Source organism: Isoptericola sp. NPDC056618 (assembly GCF_042792715.1).
Lineage (GTDB): Bacteria > Actinomycetota > Actinomycetes > Actinomycetales > Cellulomonadaceae > Isoptericola > Isoptericola nanjingensis.
On sequence record NZ_JBHTVZ010000001.1, the window covers coordinates 327,246 to 348,177 of the forward strand.

16 protein-coding genes are annotated in these 20,932 nt (G+C 72.4%); 4 read left to right on the forward strand and 12 right to left on the reverse strand.

Annotation, left to right across the window (positions count from 1 at the left end):
* The first annotated feature begins 146 nt into the window (after nucleotides 1-146).
* Nucleotides 147-1,451, forward strand: coding sequence for an MATE family efflux transporter (locus ACFQ8T_RS01580; protein WP_430545084.1), 1,305 nt, complete (start codon nucleotides 147-149; stop codon nucleotides 1,449-1,451).
* 42 nt (nucleotides 1,452-1,493) lie between these two features.
* Here the strand turns inward: ACFQ8T_RS01580 and ACFQ8T_RS01585 are convergent, their stop codons facing one another.
* The gene (locus ACFQ8T_RS01585; protein WP_430544818.1) at nucleotides 1,494-2,072 is read right to left on the reverse strand and encodes a winged helix-turn-helix domain-containing protein; all 579 of its coding nucleotides are present in this window, start codon (nucleotides 2,070-2,072) and stop codon (nucleotides 1,494-1,496) included.
* A gap of 293 nt (nucleotides 2,073-2,365) precedes the next feature.
* Here ACFQ8T_RS01585 and ACFQ8T_RS01590 point away from each other — a divergent pair, with 293 nt between their 5' ends.
* A complete protein-coding gene (locus ACFQ8T_RS01590; RefSeq protein WP_430544819.1) occupies nucleotides 2,366-6,460 on the forward strand; it encodes a carboxypeptidase regulatory-like domain-containing protein in 4,095 nt (1,364 codons plus the stop codon).
* A gap of 77 nt (nucleotides 6,461-6,537) precedes the next feature.
* Here the strand turns inward: ACFQ8T_RS01590 and rplI are convergent, their stop codons facing one another.
* The 5 genes from rplI to ACFQ8T_RS01615 form a co-directional block, all read right to left on the reverse strand.
* Nucleotides 6,538-6,987 carry a 50S ribosomal protein L9 gene (gene rplI, locus ACFQ8T_RS01595; RefSeq protein ID WP_429762831.1) on the reverse strand — a complete coding sequence of 150 codons (450 nt, stop codon included), beginning with the start codon at nucleotides 6,985-6,987 and terminating at the stop codon, nucleotides 6,538-6,540.
* Nucleotides 6,988-7,006: 19 nt separating this feature from the next.
* Nucleotides 7,007-7,243 (reverse strand): 30S ribosomal protein S18, encoded by a 237-nt coding sequence (gene rpsR, locus ACFQ8T_RS01600; protein WP_100422261.1) that lies wholly within the window; start codon nucleotides 7,241-7,243, stop codon nucleotides 7,007-7,009.
* An 86-nt stretch (nucleotides 7,244-7,329) separates the two neighbouring features.
* Nucleotides 7,330-7,881 (reverse strand): single-stranded DNA-binding protein, encoded by a 552-nt coding sequence (locus ACFQ8T_RS01605; protein WP_430544820.1) that lies wholly within the window; start codon nucleotides 7,879-7,881, stop codon nucleotides 7,330-7,332.
* 114 nt (nucleotides 7,882-7,995) lie between these two features.
* Nucleotides 7,996-8,286: a 30S ribosomal protein S6 gene (rpsF, locus tag ACFQ8T_RS01610; RefSeq protein ID WP_429762829.1), complete on the reverse strand. Its 291-nt coding sequence runs from the start codon at nucleotides 8,284-8,286 to the stop codon at nucleotides 7,996-7,998.
* 157 nt (nucleotides 8,287-8,443) lie between these two features.
* Nucleotides 8,444-10,990: a transglycosylase domain-containing protein gene (locus ACFQ8T_RS01615; protein ID WP_430544821.1), complete on the reverse strand. Its 2,547-nt coding sequence runs from the start codon at nucleotides 10,988-10,990 to the stop codon at nucleotides 8,444-8,446.
* Between the two features lie 310 nt (nucleotides 10,991-11,300).
* Between ACFQ8T_RS01615 and ACFQ8T_RS01620 the strand changes: the two genes are divergently transcribed.
* On the forward strand, nucleotides 11,301-11,975 hold the full coding sequence (locus ACFQ8T_RS01620; RefSeq protein WP_430544822.1) for a helix-turn-helix transcriptional regulator: 675 nt from the start codon (nucleotides 11,301-11,303) through the stop codon (nucleotides 11,973-11,975).
* Nucleotides 11,972-13,063, forward strand: coding sequence for an inositol-3-phosphate synthase (locus tag ACFQ8T_RS01625; RefSeq protein ID WP_430544823.1), 1,092 nt, complete (start codon nucleotides 11,972-11,974; stop codon nucleotides 13,061-13,063). Before ACFQ8T_RS01620 ends, ACFQ8T_RS01625 begins: the two co-directional genes overlap by 4 nt.
* A gap of 55 nt (nucleotides 13,064-13,118) precedes the next feature.
* On the opposite strand, the gene ACFQ8T_RS01630 is transcribed toward ACFQ8T_RS01625, so the two are convergent.
* Genes ACFQ8T_RS01630 through ACFQ8T_RS01655 form a run of 6 tightly spaced genes read right to left on the reverse strand, consistent with a single transcriptional unit; the run spans nucleotide 13,119 to nucleotide 20,899 of the window.
* Nucleotides 13,119-14,159 (reverse strand): Gfo/Idh/MocA family protein, encoded by a 1,041-nt coding sequence (locus ACFQ8T_RS01630; protein WP_430544824.1) that lies wholly within the window; start codon nucleotides 14,157-14,159, stop codon nucleotides 13,119-13,121.
* Nucleotides 14,156-15,229: a Gfo/Idh/MocA family protein gene (locus tag ACFQ8T_RS01635; protein ID WP_430544825.1), complete on the reverse strand. Its 1,074-nt coding sequence runs from the start codon at nucleotides 15,227-15,229 to the stop codon at nucleotides 14,156-14,158. The genes ACFQ8T_RS01630 and ACFQ8T_RS01635 overlap by 4 nt, the downstream gene beginning before the upstream one ends.
* 8 nt (nucleotides 15,230-15,237) lie before the next feature.
* Complete coding sequence (locus tag ACFQ8T_RS01640) at nucleotides 15,238-16,125, reverse strand: carbohydrate ABC transporter permease (protein WP_430544826.1); 888 nt, start codon at nucleotides 16,123-16,125, stop codon at nucleotides 15,238-15,240.
* Entirely contained in the window at nucleotides 16,118-17,092 is a 975-nt protein-coding gene (locus tag ACFQ8T_RS01645; RefSeq protein WP_430544827.1) for a carbohydrate ABC transporter permease, read from the reverse strand. Before ACFQ8T_RS01645 ends, ACFQ8T_RS01640 begins: the two co-directional genes overlap by 8 nt.
* Nucleotides 17,089-18,390 carry an ABC transporter substrate-binding protein gene (locus ACFQ8T_RS01650; RefSeq protein WP_430544828.1) on the reverse strand — a complete coding sequence of 434 codons (1,302 nt, stop codon included), beginning with the start codon at nucleotides 18,388-18,390 and terminating at the stop codon, nucleotides 17,089-17,091. The genes ACFQ8T_RS01645 and ACFQ8T_RS01650 overlap by 4 nt, the downstream gene beginning before the upstream one ends.
* A gap of 28 nt (nucleotides 18,391-18,418) precedes the next feature.
* The gene (locus tag ACFQ8T_RS01655) at nucleotides 18,419-20,899 is read right to left on the reverse strand and encodes an ROK family protein (RefSeq protein WP_430544829.1); all 2,481 of its coding nucleotides are present in this window, start codon (nucleotides 20,897-20,899) and stop codon (nucleotides 18,419-18,421) included.
* Nucleotides 20,900-20,932 lie beyond the last annotated feature (33 nt).

Here is a 20,932-nt window from a genome sequence, read left to right on the forward strand (position 1 = left end):
TGGGTGAGGTGCACCGCACCCCGGATCCAGACGCCGGACACCCCGGCGCCACCCCTCCTTCACCGACGCCGCCGGAGGGTCACCCGCCCGCCGACCCCGCCCACAAGGTTGTCCACAGGGGCGACCACAGGGGTGACCGACGCCGCATCGACCGCGACATCCTCGCCCTCGCGCTGCCCGCGCTGGGCGCCCTCGTCGCCGAGCCGCTGTTCGTCCTCGTCGACAGCGCCGTCGTCGGCCACCTCGGCACCGCGCAGCTCGCCGGCCTGTCCGTCGCGTCCACGCTGCTCGTCACGCTCGTCGGGCTGTGCGTGTTCCTCGCCTACGCCACCACGGCCGCCGTCGCCCGCCTGGTCGGCGCGGGCCGCACCCGCGACGCCCTCCAGTCCGGCATCGACGGCATGTGGCTCGCCCTCGGGCTGGGCGTCGTGCTGGCCGCGGTGCTCGCCGTCGGGGCGCACTGGGCGGTCGGGGCGATGGGCGCCGGCGCGGACATCGCGGGCTATGCGGCCACCTACCTGCGCTGGTCGCTGCTCGGCCTGCCGGGGATGCTCGTGGTCCTGGCCTCCACGGGCGTGCTGCGCGGCCTGCAGGACACGCGCACCCCCCTGTGGGTGGCGTCGACGGGCGCCGTCGTGAACGCCATCCTGTCCGTCGTCCTGGTGTACGGCGCTGGGCTGGGGATCGCGGGCTCGGCCATCGGCACCGCCGCCACCCAGCTCGGCATGGGAGCGGTCCTCACGGTCGTCGTGGTGCGCGGCGCCCGCCGCCACCACGCGTCGCTGCGGCCGCACCACGCGGGCATCTGGGCCAACGCCCGGGCCGGCGCGCCGCTGTTCGTCCGGACGGCGTCGCTGCGCCTCGCCATCCTGCTCACCGTCGCGGTCGCGACCAGCCTGGGCGCGACGGCGCTGGCCGGCTACCAGGTCGTCAACAGCCTGTGGGGACTTGCCGCGTTCGCCCTCGACGCGCTCGCCATCGCCGGCCAGGCGCTGGTGGGGCACGGCCTCGGGGCCGGCGACGTGGGGCGGGTGCGCGCCGTCCTGCGCCGCTCGCTGCAGTGGGGCGTCGGCGCCGGCGTCGTCATCGGCGTCGTGTTCGCCGTCTCCGGCTGGTGGATCGCCCCGCTGTTCACGTCCGACCCCGACGTGCGCGTCGCGATCACCGCCGGTCTCGTCGTCACGGGCGTGCTCATGCCGATGGCGGGCTGGGTGTTCGTGCTCGACGGCGTCCTCATCGGCGCCGGCGACGGCCGCTTCCTCGCCTGGGCCGGGATGCTGACCCTCGTGGTCTACGTCCCGTTCGCCCTCGCGGTGCGCGCCTGGGCGCCCGACGGCGCGATCGGGCTGGCGTGGCTGTGGGGCGCGTTCGCGGGCGTGTTCATGCTCGCCCGCGCCCTCACGACGGGCCTGCGCGCCCGCGGCGACCGCTGGATGGTCACGGGCGCGTGACGCCGTCGGTCCGTCCGGTGAACGCCGTGTGACGCGCCGCCGTCACGAGGGCACCAGGAGCCGGTAGCCGATGCCGCGCACGGACGAGACGCGCAGCTCGGGCAGCACGCGCAGCCTCTTGCGCAGCCGCTTCACGGCGGACACCACCGGGTCCGGGTCACCCAGGTAGCCGGTCCGCCACACGGTGCTGGTGAGCTCCGCGAACGACCACACGCGGTCCGGCGCCGACGCGAGCACGACCAGCAGGTCGAACTCCCGGATCGACAGGTGCACGGGCACGCCCCCCGCGGTGACCTCGCGCGCCGCGAGGTCGACCTCGAGCGCGCCGAGCACGATCCGCCGCGCCCGGTCGTGGTCCGGCGCGACGGCGACGACCGGGACCTCGCCGGACGGCGGGGCGGGGGCGCGGGCGTGCACCTCGAGCGTGTGCGGCGCCTCGTCGTCGGGCAGCACCGCGGGCGGGGGCGGGCCGAGGAGCGTCCGCGCGCCGTCGGTGTCGGCGGTCGCGATCACGGCCGCCCGTCCGCGCAGCAGGCGGGCCACCTCGCCCACCCGTTGCAGCGGCAGCCCGATGCAGAGCACGTAACCGCCGACCGGCTCGACCACGTTCTTGGGGGGCATAGCCGTCCTCCGTCCGACGCGCTCCGGGCAGGTTCGCGGACATCGTTGAGCGGACATCGTTTACCCAGGTGCCTATCAGAGTTCAGAGGGAACCGCCCGCCGACGACGCCCCGGAACCGACCCGGACCTGCCCCCGGGTTGACCGGAAACTGGCCGCCGACCGTCCTTGTCCGCCGGAGGAACGCCGGATGGGCTGGAGGGTGGGCCCCGACCGGGCGCCCGTCACGACGCCCCCGGACCCGGGGGCTCCCTCACCTGGAGGAAGCGTGCACTCACCGATCCGCACGAGATCGATGCGAACGAGATCGACCGGTACCAGGAGGGGGTGGGTCGCGACGAGCGCGGCCGTCGCCCTCCTCGCCACGTCCGCGGTCGGGGTCGCGCCGGCGTTCGCCGACGACGGCCCGCCGCTCGCCCCGTCCGCCGACGTCCCCGACCCCGCGGACAAGATCGGGGCCGCCGTCGAGAAGGACCTCGACGCCGGCCCCGCCGACTTCTGGCTCGACCTCGCCGACACGGCCGACCTGCGCGCGGCGAAGGACATCGCCGACTGGGACGACCGCGGGCGGTACGTCTACGACACCCTCACCGCCGTCGCCGACGACGCGCAGGCCGGCCTCCTGAAGGAGCTCGACGCCGCCGGCGTCGCCCACGAGTCCTTCTGGATCACCAACCGCATCCTGGTGCGCGACGGCGACGCCGCCCTCGCGACCTCGCTCGCGGCGTCCCCCGAGGTCGAGGCGATCTCCGCACCGCAGACGTTCGACCTGGTCGAGCCGGTCGAGCGCACCAAGTCCCCCGTCCGCGGCACGCAGTCCGCCGAGTGGGGGCTCCGGGCCATCAACGCCGACGACGCGTGGGCCCTCGGGTACACGGGCGAGGGCGTGACCGTCGCCAACATCGACTCGGGCGTGCAGGGCGACCACCCCGCGCTCGCGCCGCACTACCGCGGCCTGCAGGCCGACGGCAGCGTGGTGGACGACTACAACTGGTTCGACTCGTCGAACGCCTGCGCCGGTGGCTCCCCCTGCGACACCGACGGCCACGGCAGCCACACGATGGGCACCATGGTGGGCGACGACGGCGCCGGCAACCAGATCGGCGTCGCGCCGGGCGCGGACTGGATCGCGGCCAACGGCTGCTCCACCTGCTCCGACGCGGACCTGCTCGAGTCCGGGCAGTGGGTGCTCGCGCCCACCAGGACCGACGGCAGCGACCCCGACCCGAGCAAGCGTCCCCAGGTGGTGAACAACTCCTGGGGACTGGACGCGTCGGGCGCCATCGACGACTTCATGGCCGAGGAGATCGCCGCGTGGGAGGCCGCCGGCATCTTCGGCACCTGGTCGGCGGGCAACGAAGGGCCGGGCTGCCGGTCCACGTCGTCGCCCGGCGCGAACGAGGCCACCTACGCCGTCGGCGCGTTCGACTCCTCCGGTGCGATCGCGTCGTTCTCGTCGCGCGGCACCGGGGAGAACGGCGGGACAAAGCCGAACATCTCCGCCCCCGGCGTCAACGTGCGCTCGTCCGTCCCGGGCGACGGCTACGCGGCCTACAACGGCACGTCGATGGCCGCCCCGCACCTCGCGGGCGCGATCGCGCTGCTGTGGAGCGCGGCTCCGAGCCTCGTCGGCCAGATCGAGGAGACGCAGGCGCTGCTCGACGGCGCGGCGGTCGACGTCGACGACACGACGTGCGGCGGCACCGCGGACGACAACAACGTGTGGGGCGAGGGCAAGCTCGACGTCATGGCCCTGCTCGACGCCGCACCCGTGGGCGACACCGGGATCGTCACCGGCACCGTGACCGCCGCCGACGGCACCCCCGTCGCCGGCGCCCAGGTGACGTTCGACGGCGACCGCGACCGCACCGTCACCGCGGGCGACGACGGCGCCTTCACCGCCGAGCTCGCCGTCGGCGACTACGCGGTGAGCGCCCAGGCCTTCGGCTTCCTCGCCTCCTCGCCGGCCGACGTCGCCGTCGTCGTGGACGAGACCCTCACCCTGCCGATCACGCTGGAGCGGGCGCCCACGCGCACCGTCTCCGGCACGGTCACGGAGAAGGACGGGTCGCCCACCCCGGGCGCCGTCGTCGCCCTCTCCGGCCCGCTGGACCCGGTCACGACCGGCGCGGACGGCACCTACGCCATCTCCGGCGTGCCCGACGGCACGTACACCCTGACCGTCTCGGCGGGCACGTGCGCGGAGCCGTTCAGCAAGGAGGTCGTGGTGGACGGCGACGAGTCCGTCGACGCCGCCCTGAAGCGGCTGATCGACGCCTACGGGTACTACTGCTCCACCGGGAACGCCGGCGTCGCGACCGGCGACACGCTGCTGGCCCTCACCGGCGACGACAAGGCGGCGTCGGTCGACCTGCCGTTCGGCTTCCCGTTCTACGGCGAGACGTACGACACCGCGTACGTGTCGACCAACGGGTTCCTGAACTTCCTCGCCTCGTCGACGAGCCTGACGAACGGCGCGCTCCCGAGCGCGGCCGCACCCAACGCCGCGGTCTACCCCTTCTGGGACGACCTCAACGTCGACGCAGAGTCGGCCGTCTACACCGGCACGACGACGGTCGACGGCGTCGACGCCTTCGTCGTCGAGTGGCGCAACGTGCGCAAGTACCGGCCCGAGACCGACCGGGTCAACTTCTCCGCCACCCTCTTCGCCGACGGCCGGGTCACCCTCGGCTACGGCCCCGTCACCGACACCGCCACGGCGCGCGGCGACTCCGCCACGATCGGCATCGAGAACGCGGCGGGCGCGGTCGCGTCGCAGTTCTCGTACAACACCCCGGCCGTGGCCGAGGGCCTGTCCGTCACCTACGACGTGGCCGGCATGGGGTCCGTGGCCGGCACGGTGCGCGACGGCAACACGAACGAGCCGCTGGAGGGCGCCACCGTCACCATCACGTCGAAGGACGACGGCGACGAGGAGGTCGTGACCACCGGCGCGGACGGCACCTACGCCGCCCGGCTCCCGCTGGAGCGGTACGGCCTCACCTACGCGAAGGACGCGTACGCGAGCGCCACCCGCAGCGCGGCGCTCACGGAGGACGGCCAGGTCGTGACACGGAACGTCGCGCTCGGCGCCGGCCGGCTCGAGGTCAACAAGGAGAGCGTCTCCGCCTCGATCGGGATGGGCGCCACCGCCAGCCGCGCGTTCCGGGTGACCAACACCGGCACCGAGCCGGTGGACGTCTCCCTCGGCGCCGGGCAGGGCGGCTTCGAGCTGCTCGGCGCGACGGGCGGCGACGGCGCGGTGATCAGCCACGTCACCGGCGACACCACCGTGCCGCGGTCGACGACACCCGCCGGTCCCGGCCTGGGCACGTCGGACGGGAAGCAGGGCGGCCTGGCGACGTCCGGGGCGAAGGCGGGCACCGTCTCCCCCGCCCTGTCGGCCGTCCCCCTCGACGAGACGACCCTGACCCACTCGGCGTCGCAGGACGTCGTGGCCAACAACTCGGTGGCGTGCACCAACCAGGTGACCACCCAGGACAACGCCTACCTGCGCACGTTCACGCTGAGCGACTTCGGCATCGACGGCACGTTCGACGTGAAGAACGTGTCGTTCGCCGTCGAGGCCGCCCGGGTCGCCCAGCCGCTGACCGTGAACCTGTACACGCTGGACGGGTCGCTGACCTACGCCAACATGACGAAGATCGGCAGCGCGGAGGCGACGGTCGGCACCAGCGCCGGCGGCACGGTCGTCTCGGTGCCGGTCGAGGGCGAGGTGCCGAAGGACGGCACGCTGGTCGTCGAGATCGACGTGCCGGCCGGCGGCTGGTTCTTCATCGGGTCCAACGACGCCGGCCAGACGGCGCCGTCGTACCTGCGGTCGGAGGCCTGCGACCTCCCGGAGCCCACCGACACGGCGGACATCGGGTACGCCGGGATGCACATCGTCATGAACGTGTCGGGCGAGGCGGCAGGCGGGGGTGGCCTGGAGTGGCTGGACGTCCAGCCGCCGGAGGTCACCCTCGCGCCGGGGGCGTCCGTGCAGGCCGCGGTGACCCTCACCGCCGCGGTCGAGCAGCCCGGGGCGTACTCGGCCACGATCACCGCGGCCGGGGACACCCCGTACGAGGCACCCACCGTCGCAGCGCTGATGACGGTGAAGGCACCGACCGGGTGGGGCAAGGTCACCGGCACGGTGACCGGGGACGGCGGGCCGCTGGACGGCGCCGTCGTGCACCTGGACGGCAAGGCCTACGACAAGACCCTCGTCACGGGGGCCGACGGCACGTACGGGTACTGGATGCCCAGGGCCAACGGGCCGCTCCAGCTGGTCGTCGCGGCGAACGGGTTCGTCCCGACCGTCCGCACCGCCCAGATCGTCGCCGGGCAGACCACGGTCTACGACGTCGACCTGAAGCCGCTGCCCTGACCGTCTGACGGGAGGTACGACGAAGGCCCCGACCCCCTCGCGGGGGCCGGGGCCTTCGACCGTCAGGCGTCAGGCGTTCAGCCGGCGACGACCTTGACGGCGATCTTCGCGGAGACCTCGGGGTGCAGGCGCACCGACACGGTGTACTCACCGGTCGTCTTGATCGGCTGGCCGATCTCGATCTTGCGCTTGTCGACCTGCGGGCCCTCGGCGGCCACGACCGCGTCGGCGATGTCACCGGTGGTGACGGCACCGAACAGGCGGCCGGACTCGCCGGCGTTCGCCGTGACGACGACCGTCTTGGCGGCGAGCGAGTCGGCCACCGCCTTGGCCTCGTCCAGCGTGGCGATCTCGCGGGCCTTGCGGGCCTTGCGGATCGCGGAGACCTGGGACTCGGCGCCCTTGGTCCAGGGGGTGGCCAGACGGCGCGGGATGAGGAAGTTCCGGGCGTACCCGTCCTTCACCTCGACGACGTCGCCAGGCTCACCGAGACCGGTGACCTCGTGGGTCAGGATCAGCTTCGACATGATTCAGTGATCCTTCCGGTCAGCGGGCCGAGGACGAGTACGGCAGCAGCGCCATCTCACGGGCGTTCTTCACCGCACGGGCGATCTGGCGCTGCTCCTGGACGGAGACGCCGGTCACGCGACGCGCGCGGATCTTGCCGCGGTCGGAGATGAACTTGCGCAGCAGCGCGGTGTCCTTGTAGTCGACGGACTCGATCTTGGCCGTCTTGAGCGGGTTGGCCTTCTTCTTGGGCTTGCGCACCACAGGCTTCGCCATGGTGTTGCTCCTTCACAGGTGCTGTCCTCACGAGGCGCCGGCCGGGGCCGACGTCGGAGGACGGGTGATCTGGGGACTGGCGCCGATCAGAACGGGGGCTCGTCCGAGAACCCGCCACCGGAGGAGGCGGGACCGGCCGTGGCCCACGGGTCGTTGCTCTGACCGCCGCCGGAAGAACCGAAGCCTCCGCCGGGCTGGCCGCCGCCACCCTGGGGGCCGCCGTAGCCGCCCCCCTGGTTGCCGCCGCCACCGCCGAAGCCGCCGCCGCCCGAGCGCTGGGCGCGGGTGACCTTCGCCGAGGCGTACCTCAGCGACGGGCCGACCTCGTCGACCTGCAGCTCCACGACGGTGCGCTTCTCCCCCTCGCGGGTCTCGTACGAGCGCTGAGTCAGACGGCCCTGCACGATGACGCGCATGCCCTTCGTCAGCGACTCCGCCACGTTCTCCGCGGCCTCGCGCCAGACCGAGCAGGCGAGGAACAGCGCCTCGCCGTCCTTCCACTCGTTGGTCTGGCGGTCGAACGTGCGCGGCGTGGACGCGATGCGGAAGTTGGCGACGGCAGCCCCTGACGGGGTGAAGCGCAGCTCCGGGTCCGCGACCAGGTTTCCGACGACCGTGATGACGGTCTCACCAGCCATGCCATGCTCCTTCGTTCGTCCGAGAGTCGTGAGGGGATCCCATCACGGGGCTGTGACATCCACGCCTTCGACGTGGCCGCCGCCCGCGACGGGAGCAGAGTTTCGGTTCAGGTCTCAGCGGGCGTCGGTGCGCAGGATCTTGGTGCGCAGCACGGCCTCGTTCAGGCCGAGCTGGCGGTCCAGCTCCTTCGCGGTGGCCGGCGTCGAGGTGAAGTCGACGACGGCGTAGATGCCCTCGGAACGCTTGTTGATGTCGTACGCCATGCGGCGACGACCCCAGATGTCGACCTTGTCGACGGACCCGCCCTCGGTCGAGATGACCGTCAGGTACTTGTCCAGCGACGGGGCCACGGTGCGCTCCTCGACCTCCGGGTCCAGGATCACCATCAGCTCGTACTGACGCATGTGTTCAACCCACCTCCTCTGGTCTCAGCGGTCACGGTCGTTCCGTGACAGGAGGGTTCTTGCGTGCGTCGGCCGCGCGCCACCCCGGAACGGTCCGGGGTGGTGGGCACAGCCAGTCGACCAGGATACCCGCCGGTGCGGGCGTCCCGGAAATCGGTCAATCGTCGGTGCCCATGATGCCGAGCGGGTCGCCGTCGTTACCGTTGCCGTTCCCGTTGCCGCCCCCGCCGTCATCGGTCGGGGAGTCGGTCGGGTCCGGCTCCTGGTTCTTGGGGCCCTTGGACACGATGATCGTCACGTTCGACCCGGGGTCGACCGGCTGGCCGGCGCCGGGGTCGGTCCCGATGACCGTGCCCTCCGGGACCGAGTCGCTGAACTCCTCCTTCGCCTGGGGCGACGGGTTCAGCGTGTCGCCGTAGAGCTGGTTCCGGGCCTCCTCGAGGCTCAACCCGGCGACGTTCGGCACGGCCACCTGCTCGGGCTTGTCCGGCTGCCCGGTCGAGACCACGACGGTCACGGTGGTGCCCACGGGCACCTCCTGGCCCACGCCCGACATCTCCAGCACCTGGCCCTTGCGCTCGTCACTGTCCCGCGCCTGCGTCCGCACCACGAGCCCCAGCCCCTGCAGCTCCTGGGTCGCCTTCGCCACGTCCTGACCGACGAGGTCCGGCACGGTGACCTTCTCCTCCTCGGTCTCGCTCGGCGTCGGCGACGGGGTGAAGGTCGGCTGGGCCGGCACGTACTCCGGGAACTCCTCGACGTCCATGCCCTCGGTCGCGACCTGCATGAAGTCGGTCCACGCGCGGGCGGGCCAGGTGCTACCGGTGATCTCCTGCCACTCGCCGAAGCCGTCGATCTCGGCCTGGCCGGAGATCTTGCCCGCCTCGAGGTCGAGCGTCTCGTACTGGCGCAGGCCGACGACGGTCGTGAGCTGCGGCACGAAGCCGGCGAACCACGCCGAACGGTTGTTCTGCGACGTACCGGTCTTGCCCGCCACGGGGCGACCGAGCTCCTGCGCCGTGCTGCCCGAGCCCTCCTCGACGACCTTGGTCATCGCGTAGGTGGCCGCCGTCGTGACGTCCGCGTCGAACTCCTTCTCCTGCTCCTGCGGCCCCTCGTAGAGGACGGTGCCGTCGAGCGTCTCGACCTTGGCCACGATGTGCGGCGTCGTGCGGAAGCCGCCTGCGGCGATCGTGGAGTACGCGCGGGCGAGGTCGATCGGGTAGACGGACGCGGTGCCCAGCACGTTGGAGGGCACGGCCTCGATCGGGTAGCTCTCGGAGTCGCGCATGCCGGCCCGGTGCGCGACGTCCACGGTCTTCTCGGGCCCGTTCTCGACGTTGAGCTCCGCGTACGCCGTGTTCACGGAGTGCGCCGTCGCGTCGGCCAGGCTGACCCGGCCGTAGTCCTGCAGCCCGAAGTTCGCCGGCGACCACGGTTTGCCGTCGTCGCCCTTGATGTCCGGGAAGACGTGGGGCGAGTTGCCGTCGAACGTGTCCTCGAGCGTGTAGTCGTTCTCGAGCGCCGCCATGAGCGTGAAGGGCTTGAACGTCGAGCCTGCCTGCACGACGTCCTGCGTCGCCGTGTTGAGCGACTGCTTCACGTAGTCCGGGCCGCCGTACAGCGCCTTCACGGCGCCGGTCTGGGGGTCCATCGACACCAGCGACATGCGGACGTTCTTGTTCGCCTTGCCGTAGGTGCCGTCCTCGTGCAGCGTCTTCTCGACGGCGACGGCCGTCTTCTGCAGCTTCTGGTCGATCGTCGTGGTGATCTTGAGCCCGCGGGTCTCCAGCTCCTGCTCGGACTCGAGCGGGCCGTCAGGGTTGCTGTCCGACCTGACGAGCTCCTTGCGCACCTGCGCCAGGAGGTAGCCCTTCTGGCCGCCCCAGGTGTTGGTGGCTTCCTTCTTCTTCTTGAACTTCGGGAACTCCGCCTTCGCCCGCTCGTCCTTGGTGATGTACCCCTGCTCGTACATCCGGTTGATGCTGCGCTCCCAGCGCTCCTTGGCCCGGTCCGGGTCGACCGACGGGTCCCAGTTGTTGGGCGACGGGATGATGCCCGAGAGCATCGCGGCCTCGGACGGCGTGAGGTCCTTGGCGTCCTTGCCGAAGAACTCCTGCGACGCGGCCTGGATGCCGTAGGTGTTGCGGCCCCAGTAGATGGTGTTGAGGTAGCTCTCGAGCACCTGCTCCTTGGGCTGGGTCTGGGCCACCTTGAGCGCGATGATCGCCTCGCGGGCCTTGCCCGCGTACGAGTCCTCGGTGTTGAGGTAGTACCGCTCGACGTACTGCTGCGTCAGCGTGGACGCGCCCTGGCGCCCGCCGCCCGTGACGTTGTTGTACGCGGCGCGCGCGATGCCCTTGACGTCGATGCCGTTGTTGGTCCAGAACGTCTCGTCCTCGGAGGCGACGACCGCGTTCCCGACGTAGGCCGGCAGGTCGCCGAGCTCGACGAGCTCGCGCTTCTGCTCGGCGAACTGCCCGATCGGCTTGCCGTTCGCCCAGTAGACGGTCGTGGCCTGGTTGTTCACCTCGTCGAGGTTCTTCGGGATCGTCGTCGTGCTCCACGCGGCCACGAACAGACCGGCGCCCAGCGCCGTCCCGGTGAGCAGGGTGCCGACGACGACGCGCCAGGACGGCAGCCAGCGCTGCACCGGGCCCTTGCGCGGGCGCGGGTAGTTCCAGAAGCGACGTCTCCTCGCCACGTCAAGCCTTTCGTCGTGCGGGACCGGCGTCGTGCTCGTACGGCGCGCCGGCCTGCGGACCACAGGGAACACTAGGCGATGCCGTAGGGCCGACGGGAGCCTCGAGCGCCCGGGGCGACGGTTCGGCCCCAGCCGTCCCCAGCCCTCTGGCCTGCGCTCCGCGGAACCTTCACAACTGCGCGGACCTGACGCGCCGCCGCTTCCCGTTGCACGACCATGTCGACGAGTCCTATTCTCGCGATGTATCGACTCGATACGTCGTGACGACGGGTCGGCAGCAGCATCGGGACAGACGGGAAGGGGAACGCTCGTGCGCAGCAGGTCTGTGGTGCTCGAGACGGCCATCCTCGGCCTGCTCAACTCCGCCCCGCTGCACGGGTACGAGCTGCGCAAGCGGCTCAACCTGCTGCTCGGCTCGTTCCGCGCGTTCTCCTACGGCACCCTCTACCCGGCACTCAAGTCCCTCGTGGCGCGCGGTCTCATCGAGACCACGGAGCGCGAGGCCCCGGCCCCCGCGGCGCGGGCGTCGGGATCCCGGCAGGCCGGCGCCAGGTCCTCGGGCAAGGCACCGCTGTCGGGCCGGCGCGGGCGGATCGTGTACCGGCTGACCGCGGACGGCAAGGAGCACCTCCAGACCGTCCTCGCGTCGTCCGGCCCGGCCGCCTGGGAGGACGAGAACTTCGACGTCCGCTTCGCGTTCTTCGCGCAGACGGACGCCGAGACCCGCATCCGTATCCTCGAAGGCCGGCGAACCCGGCTCACCGAGCGGCTGGAGGCGGTCCGAGAGTCTGCCGCACGCACCCGCGAGCGGCTCGACGAGTACACCCTCGAGCTGCAGCGCCACGGGCTCGAACAGGTCGAGCGCGAGGTGCGCTGGCTCGACGGACTCATCACCACGGAACGCGACCGTGCTCTCGGCCGCGCCCGCGACCACAGCGCCGGGGTGCAGGACGCCCCGGCCCAGAGAAACAAGGAGCGAGGATGACCTCCGTCCGCGTTGCCATCGTCGGTGTCGGAAACTGTGCATCGTCCCTGATCCAGGGCGTGCACTACTACCGCGACGCCGCCCCGACCGACACCGTCCCCGGCCTCATGCACGTGCAGCTCGGCGACTACCACGTGAGTGACCTGGAGTTCGTCGCGGCGTTCGACGTCGACGCGAAGAAGGTCGGCTTCGACCTCGCCGAGGCGATCCACGCCTCCGAGAACAACACGATCAAGTTCGCCGACGTGCCGCCCACCGGCGTCACCGTCCAGCGCGGCCACACCCTCGACGGTCTCGGCGACTACTACTCCGCCACGATCGACGAGTCGGACGCCGCGCCGGTCGACGTCGTGCAGGCGCTGAAGGACGCGAAGGTCGACGTCCTCGTCTCCTACCTGCCCGTCGGCTCCGAGGCGGCGGACAAGTTCTACGCGCAGTGCGCGATCGACGCGAAGGTCGCCTTCGTCAACGCGCTGCCCGTCTTCATCGCCTCCGACCCCGAGTGGGCGAAGAAGTTCGAGGACGCCGGCGTGCCGATCGTCGGCGACGACATCAAGTCGCAGGTCGGCGCCACGATCACGCACCGCGTGCTCGCCAAGCTGTTCGAGGACCGCGGCGTCGTGCTCGACCGCACGTACCAGCTCAACGTCGGCGGCAACATGGACTTCAAGAACATGCTGCAGCGCGACCGCCTCGAGTCGAAGAAGGTCTCCAAGACGCAGGCGGTGACCTCGAACCTCGAGGGCCCGCTCGGCGGCAAGAAGGAGGACCGCAACGTCCACATCGGCCCGTCGGACTACGTCGCGTGGCTCGACGACCGCAAGTGGGCGTACGTCCGCCTCGAGGGCCGCGCGTTCGGCGAGGTGCCCCTGAACCTGGAGTACAAGCTCGAGGTGTGGGACTCCCCCAACTCCGCCGGCATCATCATCGACGCCGTCCGCGCCGCGAAGATCGCGCTGGACCGCGGCATCGGCGGCCCGATCCTCTCGGCGTCGACCTACTTCATGAAGTCCCCGCCCGTGCAGATGGAGGACACCGCGGGCCGCGCCCAGCTCGAGGCGTTCATCCGCGGCGAGGTCGAGCGCTGACGACCACCGCATGAGGACGAAGGCCGGGGCACGGACGTGCCCCGGCCTCGTCGTGTCACGCCCCCAGCCGCACCACCGCACCGCCCTCGGCGGCCGAGCGCTGCGCCGCGGCGACGACGCGCAGCGTGCGCAGCCCGACCTGCCCGTCCGGCCCCGGCGTCTCTCCCGTGCGGACGCACCCCAGGAAGTGCTCGAGCATCAGCGCGTCCAGGTTCTCGCCGAACCCGAGCCACGCCTGCCTCGTCCCCTGCGCCACGAGCCCGCCGACGTGCGCCGCGAACGGGTCGATCTCGACCGTGCCTCCGGTGCCGACCACCTGCAGCGTCAGGCCGCCCCACGTGGGCGCGCCGTCGGGCACGGACCACGAGCAGTCGACGACGACCTCCGCGCCGCCGGCGTAGGTGATGCTCACCAGCGCGCCGGTCTCGGCACGCACGTGCGGGTCGCCCCCGTGCAGGACGCGGTTGCTCACCGCGCGCACCGCGACCGGCTCCTCCCCGAGCAGCGCGTCGAGCAGGTCGGCGAGGTGGACCACGTGGTCCGCGAGCGCCCCGCCGCCCGCCAGCTCGGGATCGGTGAACCAGGCACGGCCCGCCGGCACCTTGCCGTTGTTCGTCCCCGTCCCGCCGAGCACGGTGCCGAGCGCGCCCGACGCCACCAGCCCGCGCAGGGTGCCGAACTCGGGGCTGAACCGCACGGGGTAGGCCGTCATGAGGCGCACACCGGCGGCGTCGCACGCCGCCACCATCTCCTCCGCGTCCTCGACCCGGGTCGCGAGCGGCTTCTCGCACAGCACGTGCGCGCCGGCCGCCGCGGCGGCGAGCACGACGTCCCGGTGCCGGGAGTTCTCGCTGCACACGACGACGGCGTCGGGCCGCCAGGCGAGCGCCTCGGCGTAGGTGTCCACGTAGGCGGCGCCGTGCTCCGCGGCGAACGCGGCCCCGCGGAGCTCGCCTGCCGGGGCCGTGGCGGCGTCGGGGTCGGCGGTGAGCAGCTCGACGTCGGGCCGGTCGCGCAGCAGCGCGACGTACGACGCGGCGTGCACGTGCGCGAACGACAGGATCGCGACCCGCAGCGGGGCCGGGGTGGGCGTCATGCTCGGCTCCCGGTGGTCTCGAGGTCGGCCAGGGCGCGGGCCCGGGCGGCGGTGTCCAGGGCGACGGGCTCCCCGGACGCGACGGAGGCGAGCGCCGCCTCGGCGATCTCGACGGCGATCACGCCGTCGACGGCGCTCACCCGCGGGTGGCGCGGGTCGTCGGGCGCCAACGACGTCGGGGACGCCGCGAACGCCCGGGCGACCTCCCGGATCTCCGTGAGGTACGGGCTCTCTCCGGCGGCGGGGGCCGGCCGGTCCTGCCCTCCGGCCGGGACCGGGGGGAGGTCCGACCGCACCCCCGCCGCCTCGGCCGAGTCGAACCGCAGCGTGCCGGCGTCCCCGGCGACGTGGAACGACGTCCGGAAGGTGGTGTGCGGCGCCCCCCACAGCCCCCGCACGTGACTGATCGCGCCGCCGGCGTGGGTGAGCACGGCGTGGGCGAGCGTGTGCGGGGCCCCGTCCTCCTCGAGGGACCGGCGCGTGGCGTGCACGCTCGTGACCTCGCCCGCGACCCACCGGGCGAGGTCGAGGTCGTGGATCATCAGGTCCAGCACGACGCCGCCCGACTGCGCGTCGTCCGCGAACCAGGGAGACCACGCGGGAAACATGCCGCCGCGCGCGAACCGCAGCACCGCCGGCGCCCCGATCTCGCCGGACCGCACGGCCTGGCGCATCAGCGCGTACTCCGGGAAGAACCGCACGACGTGCCCCGGGTAGAGCTGCCGGTCCGCGGCGCGGGCGGCGTCGAGCATCGCGACGGCGTCGCGCGACGTGCGGCCCAGCGGCTTCTCGCACAGGACGTGGCGCCCGGCCGCGAGGGCGGCCGACGCCACCTCGAGATGGGTCGGCGTCGGGGTCACGACGTCGACCACGTCCGCGACGTCGAGCAGCTCGTCGAGGCCGGCGACGACCCGTCCGCCGTGCGCGGCCGCGAGCTCGGCGGCGCCGTCCGTCGAGTGGACGACGAGGTCCGCGCCGAGGGCGCGCCACGCCGGCGCGTGGGCCCGGGCGATGCCGCCCGCGCCGACGAGGCCGACCGTGAGGGCAGGGGAAGGCTCTGCGGCAGTCATCGTGCTCCCTACTTGAGTCCGGAATGGGCGAGACCGTCGATCACACGGCGCTGCATGACGACGAAGAGCAGGAGGATGGGCGCCATGGCGAGCGCGCTGGCCGCCATCATCACCGTGTAGTCGGTGGTGGTGCGCCCCGCGAACGTCGCGATGCCGGCCGCGAGCGGCATGCTCTCGGCGCGGGTCGAGACGACGAGCGGCCACAGGAGGTCGTTCCAGGACCACAGGACGGTGATGATCGTCAGCGCGCCGAGGCTGGGCCCGGCCAGCGGCAGCATGACCCGCCAGAAGACCTGGAACGGGTTGGCGCCGTCGAGCCGCGCGGCCTCCTCGAGCGAGTCGGGCACGCCCCGGAAGAACTGCATCATGAGGAACGTGCCGAACGCGCTGAAGATGCCGGGGGCGGCGATGCCGGCCACCGTGTTCAGCCAGCCGAGCCCGTTGATGATCTGGTACTGCGGGATGAGGTACACCTGCGACGGCACCATGAGGATGGACAGCACGAGCGCGAGCAGCACGCCCCGCAGCGGGAACCGCATGCGCGCGAACGCGTAGCCCGCCATCGAGCACAGCACGAGCTGGCCCACCGTGCGCGCCACGGTGATGGAGACCGAGACCCAGAACTCCTGGAGGAACGGGAGCTTGGAGAACACCTCGGCGTAGTTGCCCCACTGCAGCTCCCCCGGCCAGAACACCGGGGGCACGCTCATCACCTGGGCGTTCGTGGACAGCGACGTGAGCAGCTGCCACACGAACGGGAACACCATCACCACGCCGCCGAGGGCGAGCAGCACGTGCGCCCAGGCGTTGGAGCCGTGGCGCGACGTGCGGCGACGCGGCGCCGCCGGCCGTCCGGCGACCGCGGGGGCCGTCGTCGTGAGGGTCGCGTCAGGCATAGGTGACCCACCTCCTCTGCATGCGGAACTGGAGCAGCGTGACGGCGCCGACGATCAGCAGGATCACCATCGCGATGGCGGCGGCGAAGCCCTTGTCGTTGCGCAGGAAGGCCTCGTTGTAGAAGAGGTAGACGAGGGACTGCGTCTGCCGCATCGCCGGGTTGGCCTGGCCCATGAGGGCGTACAGCAGGTCGAACAGCTGGAAGCCGTTGATGACCGTGATGACGGTGACGAAGAAGACGCTGGGGGTCAGCAGCGGGACGGTGACGGAGCGGAACTGCCGCCACGCCGAGGCGCCGTCGAGCGACGCCGCCTCGTAGAGCTCCGGCGGGATGGTCCGCAGCCCGGCGGAGAGGATGATGATGGCGAAGCCGAGCGACGTCCACAGGCCGACGACGGACACGGCGACGAGCGCGAAACCCGGCGTCGAGGTCCACGACGGGCCGTCGATGCCGACCACGGCGAGCGCCTGGTTGAGGATCCCGAAGTCGCCGTTGAAGATCAGCCGCCACACCATCGCCACGGCCGTCGGCATCGCGACGTAGGGCATGAAGTACAGCACCCGGTAGAACGCCGTGAACCGCATCCCGGGCCGGTGCAGCAGGCTCGCGACGAACATCGCGATCGGGATGCCGAGCAGCACGATCGCGGTGTAGACGAGCGTGTTCACGACGGCGGTCCCCAGGTCGGGGTCGCGGGCGAGGCGCTGGTAGTTCTCGAGCCCCACCCACGTCTGGCCGCCGAAGGCGCCCCACTCGGTGAGGCTGAAGTAGCCGGTCTGGACGATCGGCCACAGGTAGAACAGGACCACGCCGAACATCGTGGGCAGCACGAAGAGGACGGGCCACCAGCCGTCGTACCCGCGCCGGGGGCCCCGGGGCGTGGTGCCCCCGGCCGCGGTGCGTGGGGCGGAGCCCCGGGCGGGAGCGACGACGCCCGCCCGGGGGGATCGGTCGACGGAGGTCATTCCTTCGCGAGCTCCTCGTTCATGGCGTCGGCCAGCTCCTGGGCGACCTCCTCGACGGGGCGCTCCCCGGAGAGCGCCTGCGGCAGCAGCTCGGTCTCGAGCGCGTTCCACGCCGCCGTGTTCTGCGAGATCGGGTACGGGAAGGCCATGTCCTCGGCCGAGTCGATGAAGACGTCGATGCCGAAGCTCGGGACCGAGTCGACGAACGCCTGCTGCGTCCCGGTGTAGGCAGGGTTCGCCACGCCCATCTCCGCCTGCGTGCGCTGCGCCTCCTCGGAGCCGAGGTAGGCCAGGAAGGCGTTGGCGGCCGCCTTGTTCTCGCTGTCCGCGGCGACGACGTTCCCGACGCCGTGGATGACGGTGGCGCGCCGCTCGGGCCCGGCGGGGAGCCGGACGATGCCGAAGTCGTCCTTGTTCGGCGAGTCCTTCATCTCCGCGACGGACCAGTTGCCGGACCAGAACATCGCCGCCTTGCCGGAGCCGAACCACACGTTCGGCTTGGTGTCGGACATCTGCTGGAGGGTCGGCGCGGCCCCGTCGGCGATGAGGTCGGCCCACAGCTGGAGCCCCTCGGCGGCCTCGGGGCTGTCGTACCCGGACGTCGTGCCGTCGTCCGAGATGATCTGTCCGCCGGCCTGGAGGATCGTGTTGTAGTAGCTGCTCTGGCCGATGCCGTTGATCTCGGAGACCACCCCGTAGACGCCCTGGTCGGCGAGCTCGTCCGAGATCGCGCCCGCCGCGTCCTGGAACTCGTCCCACGTCCAGTCGTCGGTGGGGAGGTCGACGCCGGCCTTCTCGAAGAGCGCCTTGTTGTACCAGAGGGCGACGGTGTCGAAGTCCTTGGGGACGCCGTACTGCGTGTCCTCGAACGAGTAGAGCTGGTTGAGGGCGTCGGGGTACTTCGACGGGTCGATCTCGCCGGCGTCCACCAGGCCCGTGATCGGCTGGAGCAGGTCGTTCGCGGCGTAGAGCTGGACGTTCGGGCCGTTCATCCAGAACACGTCGGGCAGCGTCCGGGACTCCCCCTGCGTCTGCAGCTTGGTGAAGTACTGCTGGAACGGGGTCAGGTCCACGGTGACCTTGATGTTCGGGTACGTCTCGTTGAAGTCCTTGATGTTCTGGTCGATCGCGGGCTTCTGGTTCTCGTCCCAGATCGCGTACGTGATCTCGGCCTGGGCGTCGGTCGGCGCGACCTCGGCGCTGTCCTCGGCGGCGTCGCCGCCGCCCCCGCACGCGGAGAGCGTCAGTGCCACGGCCGCGACGCCCGCGAGGGACGCGCTGCGCAGGAGATGCTTCATCGGGGTGCTCCTCGGGTTGATGGGTCTCTCAGGTCCGCGGCGTCGGTGCCGCGGGGTCGACGTCGTCGTCGAAGTGGGCCGCGACCTCGGGGGTCACGGGTCGGACACGCTGCGGCGCGGACCCTGCGCGCAGCGAGACGGTGGCGGCGATGCCCGTCGCGACGGCGTCGCGGGCCATCACCGGCGAGGTGGTGATCGGCGCGCCCTCGGCCACGTGCCGCAGGAACTCGTCCACGGTGAGCCGGTCGGCGTCCTGGTGGCCCGGGCCGGCCGCGTGCACCGGGTGCTCGACGTCGCCGTGCTCGGACCACGACGTGCGGCGGTTCCACACCCGGACCGAGGCGCCGTCGCCGTCCCCGACGTTCTCGAGCCGGCCGCGGGTGCCGATCACCGTGTAGTTGCGCCAGTAGTCGGGCGTGAAGTGGCACTGCTCGTAGCTCGCGAGCACGCCGTTGTCGAGGCGCATGAGCATCATCGACGTGTCCTCGACGTCGATCGTCGGGTGCAGCCCCGTCTGCTCGAGCGGCGGCCAGTTGTCGTAGGAGAACCAGTCGGTCATGAGCTGCCCCGTGCGGTCCGCGCGGTCCGTCACGCGCCCGTAGACCTGCAGGTCGCCCATCCCGACGACGTCCCGCGTCGTGGAGCCGGCCAGCCAGTGGATGACGTCGATGTCGTGCACGGCCTTCTGCAGCAGGAGCCCCGTGCTGCGCGCGCGGTCGGCGTGCCAGTCCTTGAAGTAATAGTCGCCGCCGTTCCCGACGAAGTGCCGGCACCACACGGCCTGCACGTCGCCGATCTCGCCGCGGGCGACGACGTCCCGCATCGTCCGCACGACCGCCATGTGCCGCATGTTGTGGCCCACGTAGAGCCTGGTGCCGGTCTCGACCGCGGCCGCGAGGACGCGGTCGCAGTCCTCGGTGGTGGTGGCCAGCGGCTTCTCGAGATAGACGGCGACGCCCGCGCGCAGCAGGTCCTCGGCGATGTCGGCGTGCGTGTCGTCGGGGGTGCAGACGAAGGCCGCGTCGACGCCGGCCGCCGTGCCCGCCCGGCCGACCAGGCCGCGGTGGTCGGTCGCGAACGCCGTGCCCGGGCCGAACAGCTCCTGCGCGCGGGCGCGGCCCGCGGGGTCGACGTCCACCGCCTCGACGACGCGGGCCGGGACGCCCGTGCGGCCCACCCATCGTGCGAGCCCGGCGCGCGCGCCGACCCCGACCACCGCGACCCGCAGCGGCTCGCGGACCTCCGCCGCCCGCGGCTGCTCCGGGCCCTCGGCGTCGTCCACAGCCTCCGCCACGGTGGCCGGCGCCGAGGACGGCGTGGCGGCGGCGAGCGCCTCCGCGAGGGAGACCCCCGGCTCCGCGGCGCTCAGCGGCGGAGCCGCGACGTCGCTGCTGCCGTAGACGTCCCGCGACCCGACCTCCAGGGCCCGCACGAGCGCGCCGAGGGCCGCGCCGTCCGACGCGAACGCGGACGTCACCAGCGACGCCGCGGCACGCGGCCGCACGAGCCGGTCGACCTCCTCCTGCAGCGGCGCCCGGAGCAGCTCGCCCGCGCGGGACAGGCCGCCGCCGAGCACCACGCACTCCGGGTCCGCGACCATGGCGAGCGTCGCGACGCCGGGGGCCACGCGCCGCGCGTACTGCTGGAGCAGGCCGAGCGCCGCGCCGTCGCCCTCCTGGGCGCGGAGCGCGACCTGCTCGGCGCCGCCCGCCTCCTCGATCTCCCGGAGCAGGCTGCCCTCGAGCCAGCCGTCCCAGCCCATCCACTCGAAGTCCCCGACCTCGCCCGCGGCGAACCGGTTCCCGCGGTAGACCTGCCCGCCGAGCACGAGCGCCGCGCCGACGCGGTAGCCCAGCTGCACCAGCACGACGTCGTCCGCGAGCCGGGCCGCACCCAGGGCGTGCTCGGCCAGGGCCGCCATGTTGATGTCGTTCTCGACGACGACCGGGTGCTCGCCGCCGGTCGAGAGCCGGCCCGCGAGGTTGACGCCGGTCCAGTCGGGGATCGGCAGCGAGAGGCGGACCCGCTCGCCGTCCACGATGCCGGGCACCGCCGCCGCCAGGGCGGCGACGCGCGACCGCGGCGCCCCGACCGCGTCCAGGAGCTCGCGCTGCACGGCGCGGGCCGTCTCGAGGCGCTCGACACCGTCGACGGGGCCGTCCACGGTGCGCCGCACGACGGCGCGGACCTGCCCCGCCAGGTCGGCCAGCATCCCGGTCACGGAGTGCACGCCCAGGTCGAGGCCGACCGCGTACCGCGCGTCGGCCGCGAAGGCGTACCGCCGTGCGGGACGCCCGACCGCGCCCTCCTCCACCCCGGAGACCTCGCGGGCCAGGCCACGCTCGACGAGCTCGGCGACGATCGACTCGACGGTGGGTCGCGACAGCCCGGTGTCCTTCGCGAGCGCCGTCAGCGTCGTCGCCTTGCTGCCGCGCAGCACCTCGATGCAGCTGAGCGTGTTGCGTCGGCGCACGTCCGTGACGTGCCGGTCTCCACCGCTGCGGACCATGTCTCCCCGTTCCCTCCTCGTGTCCTCGAGCCG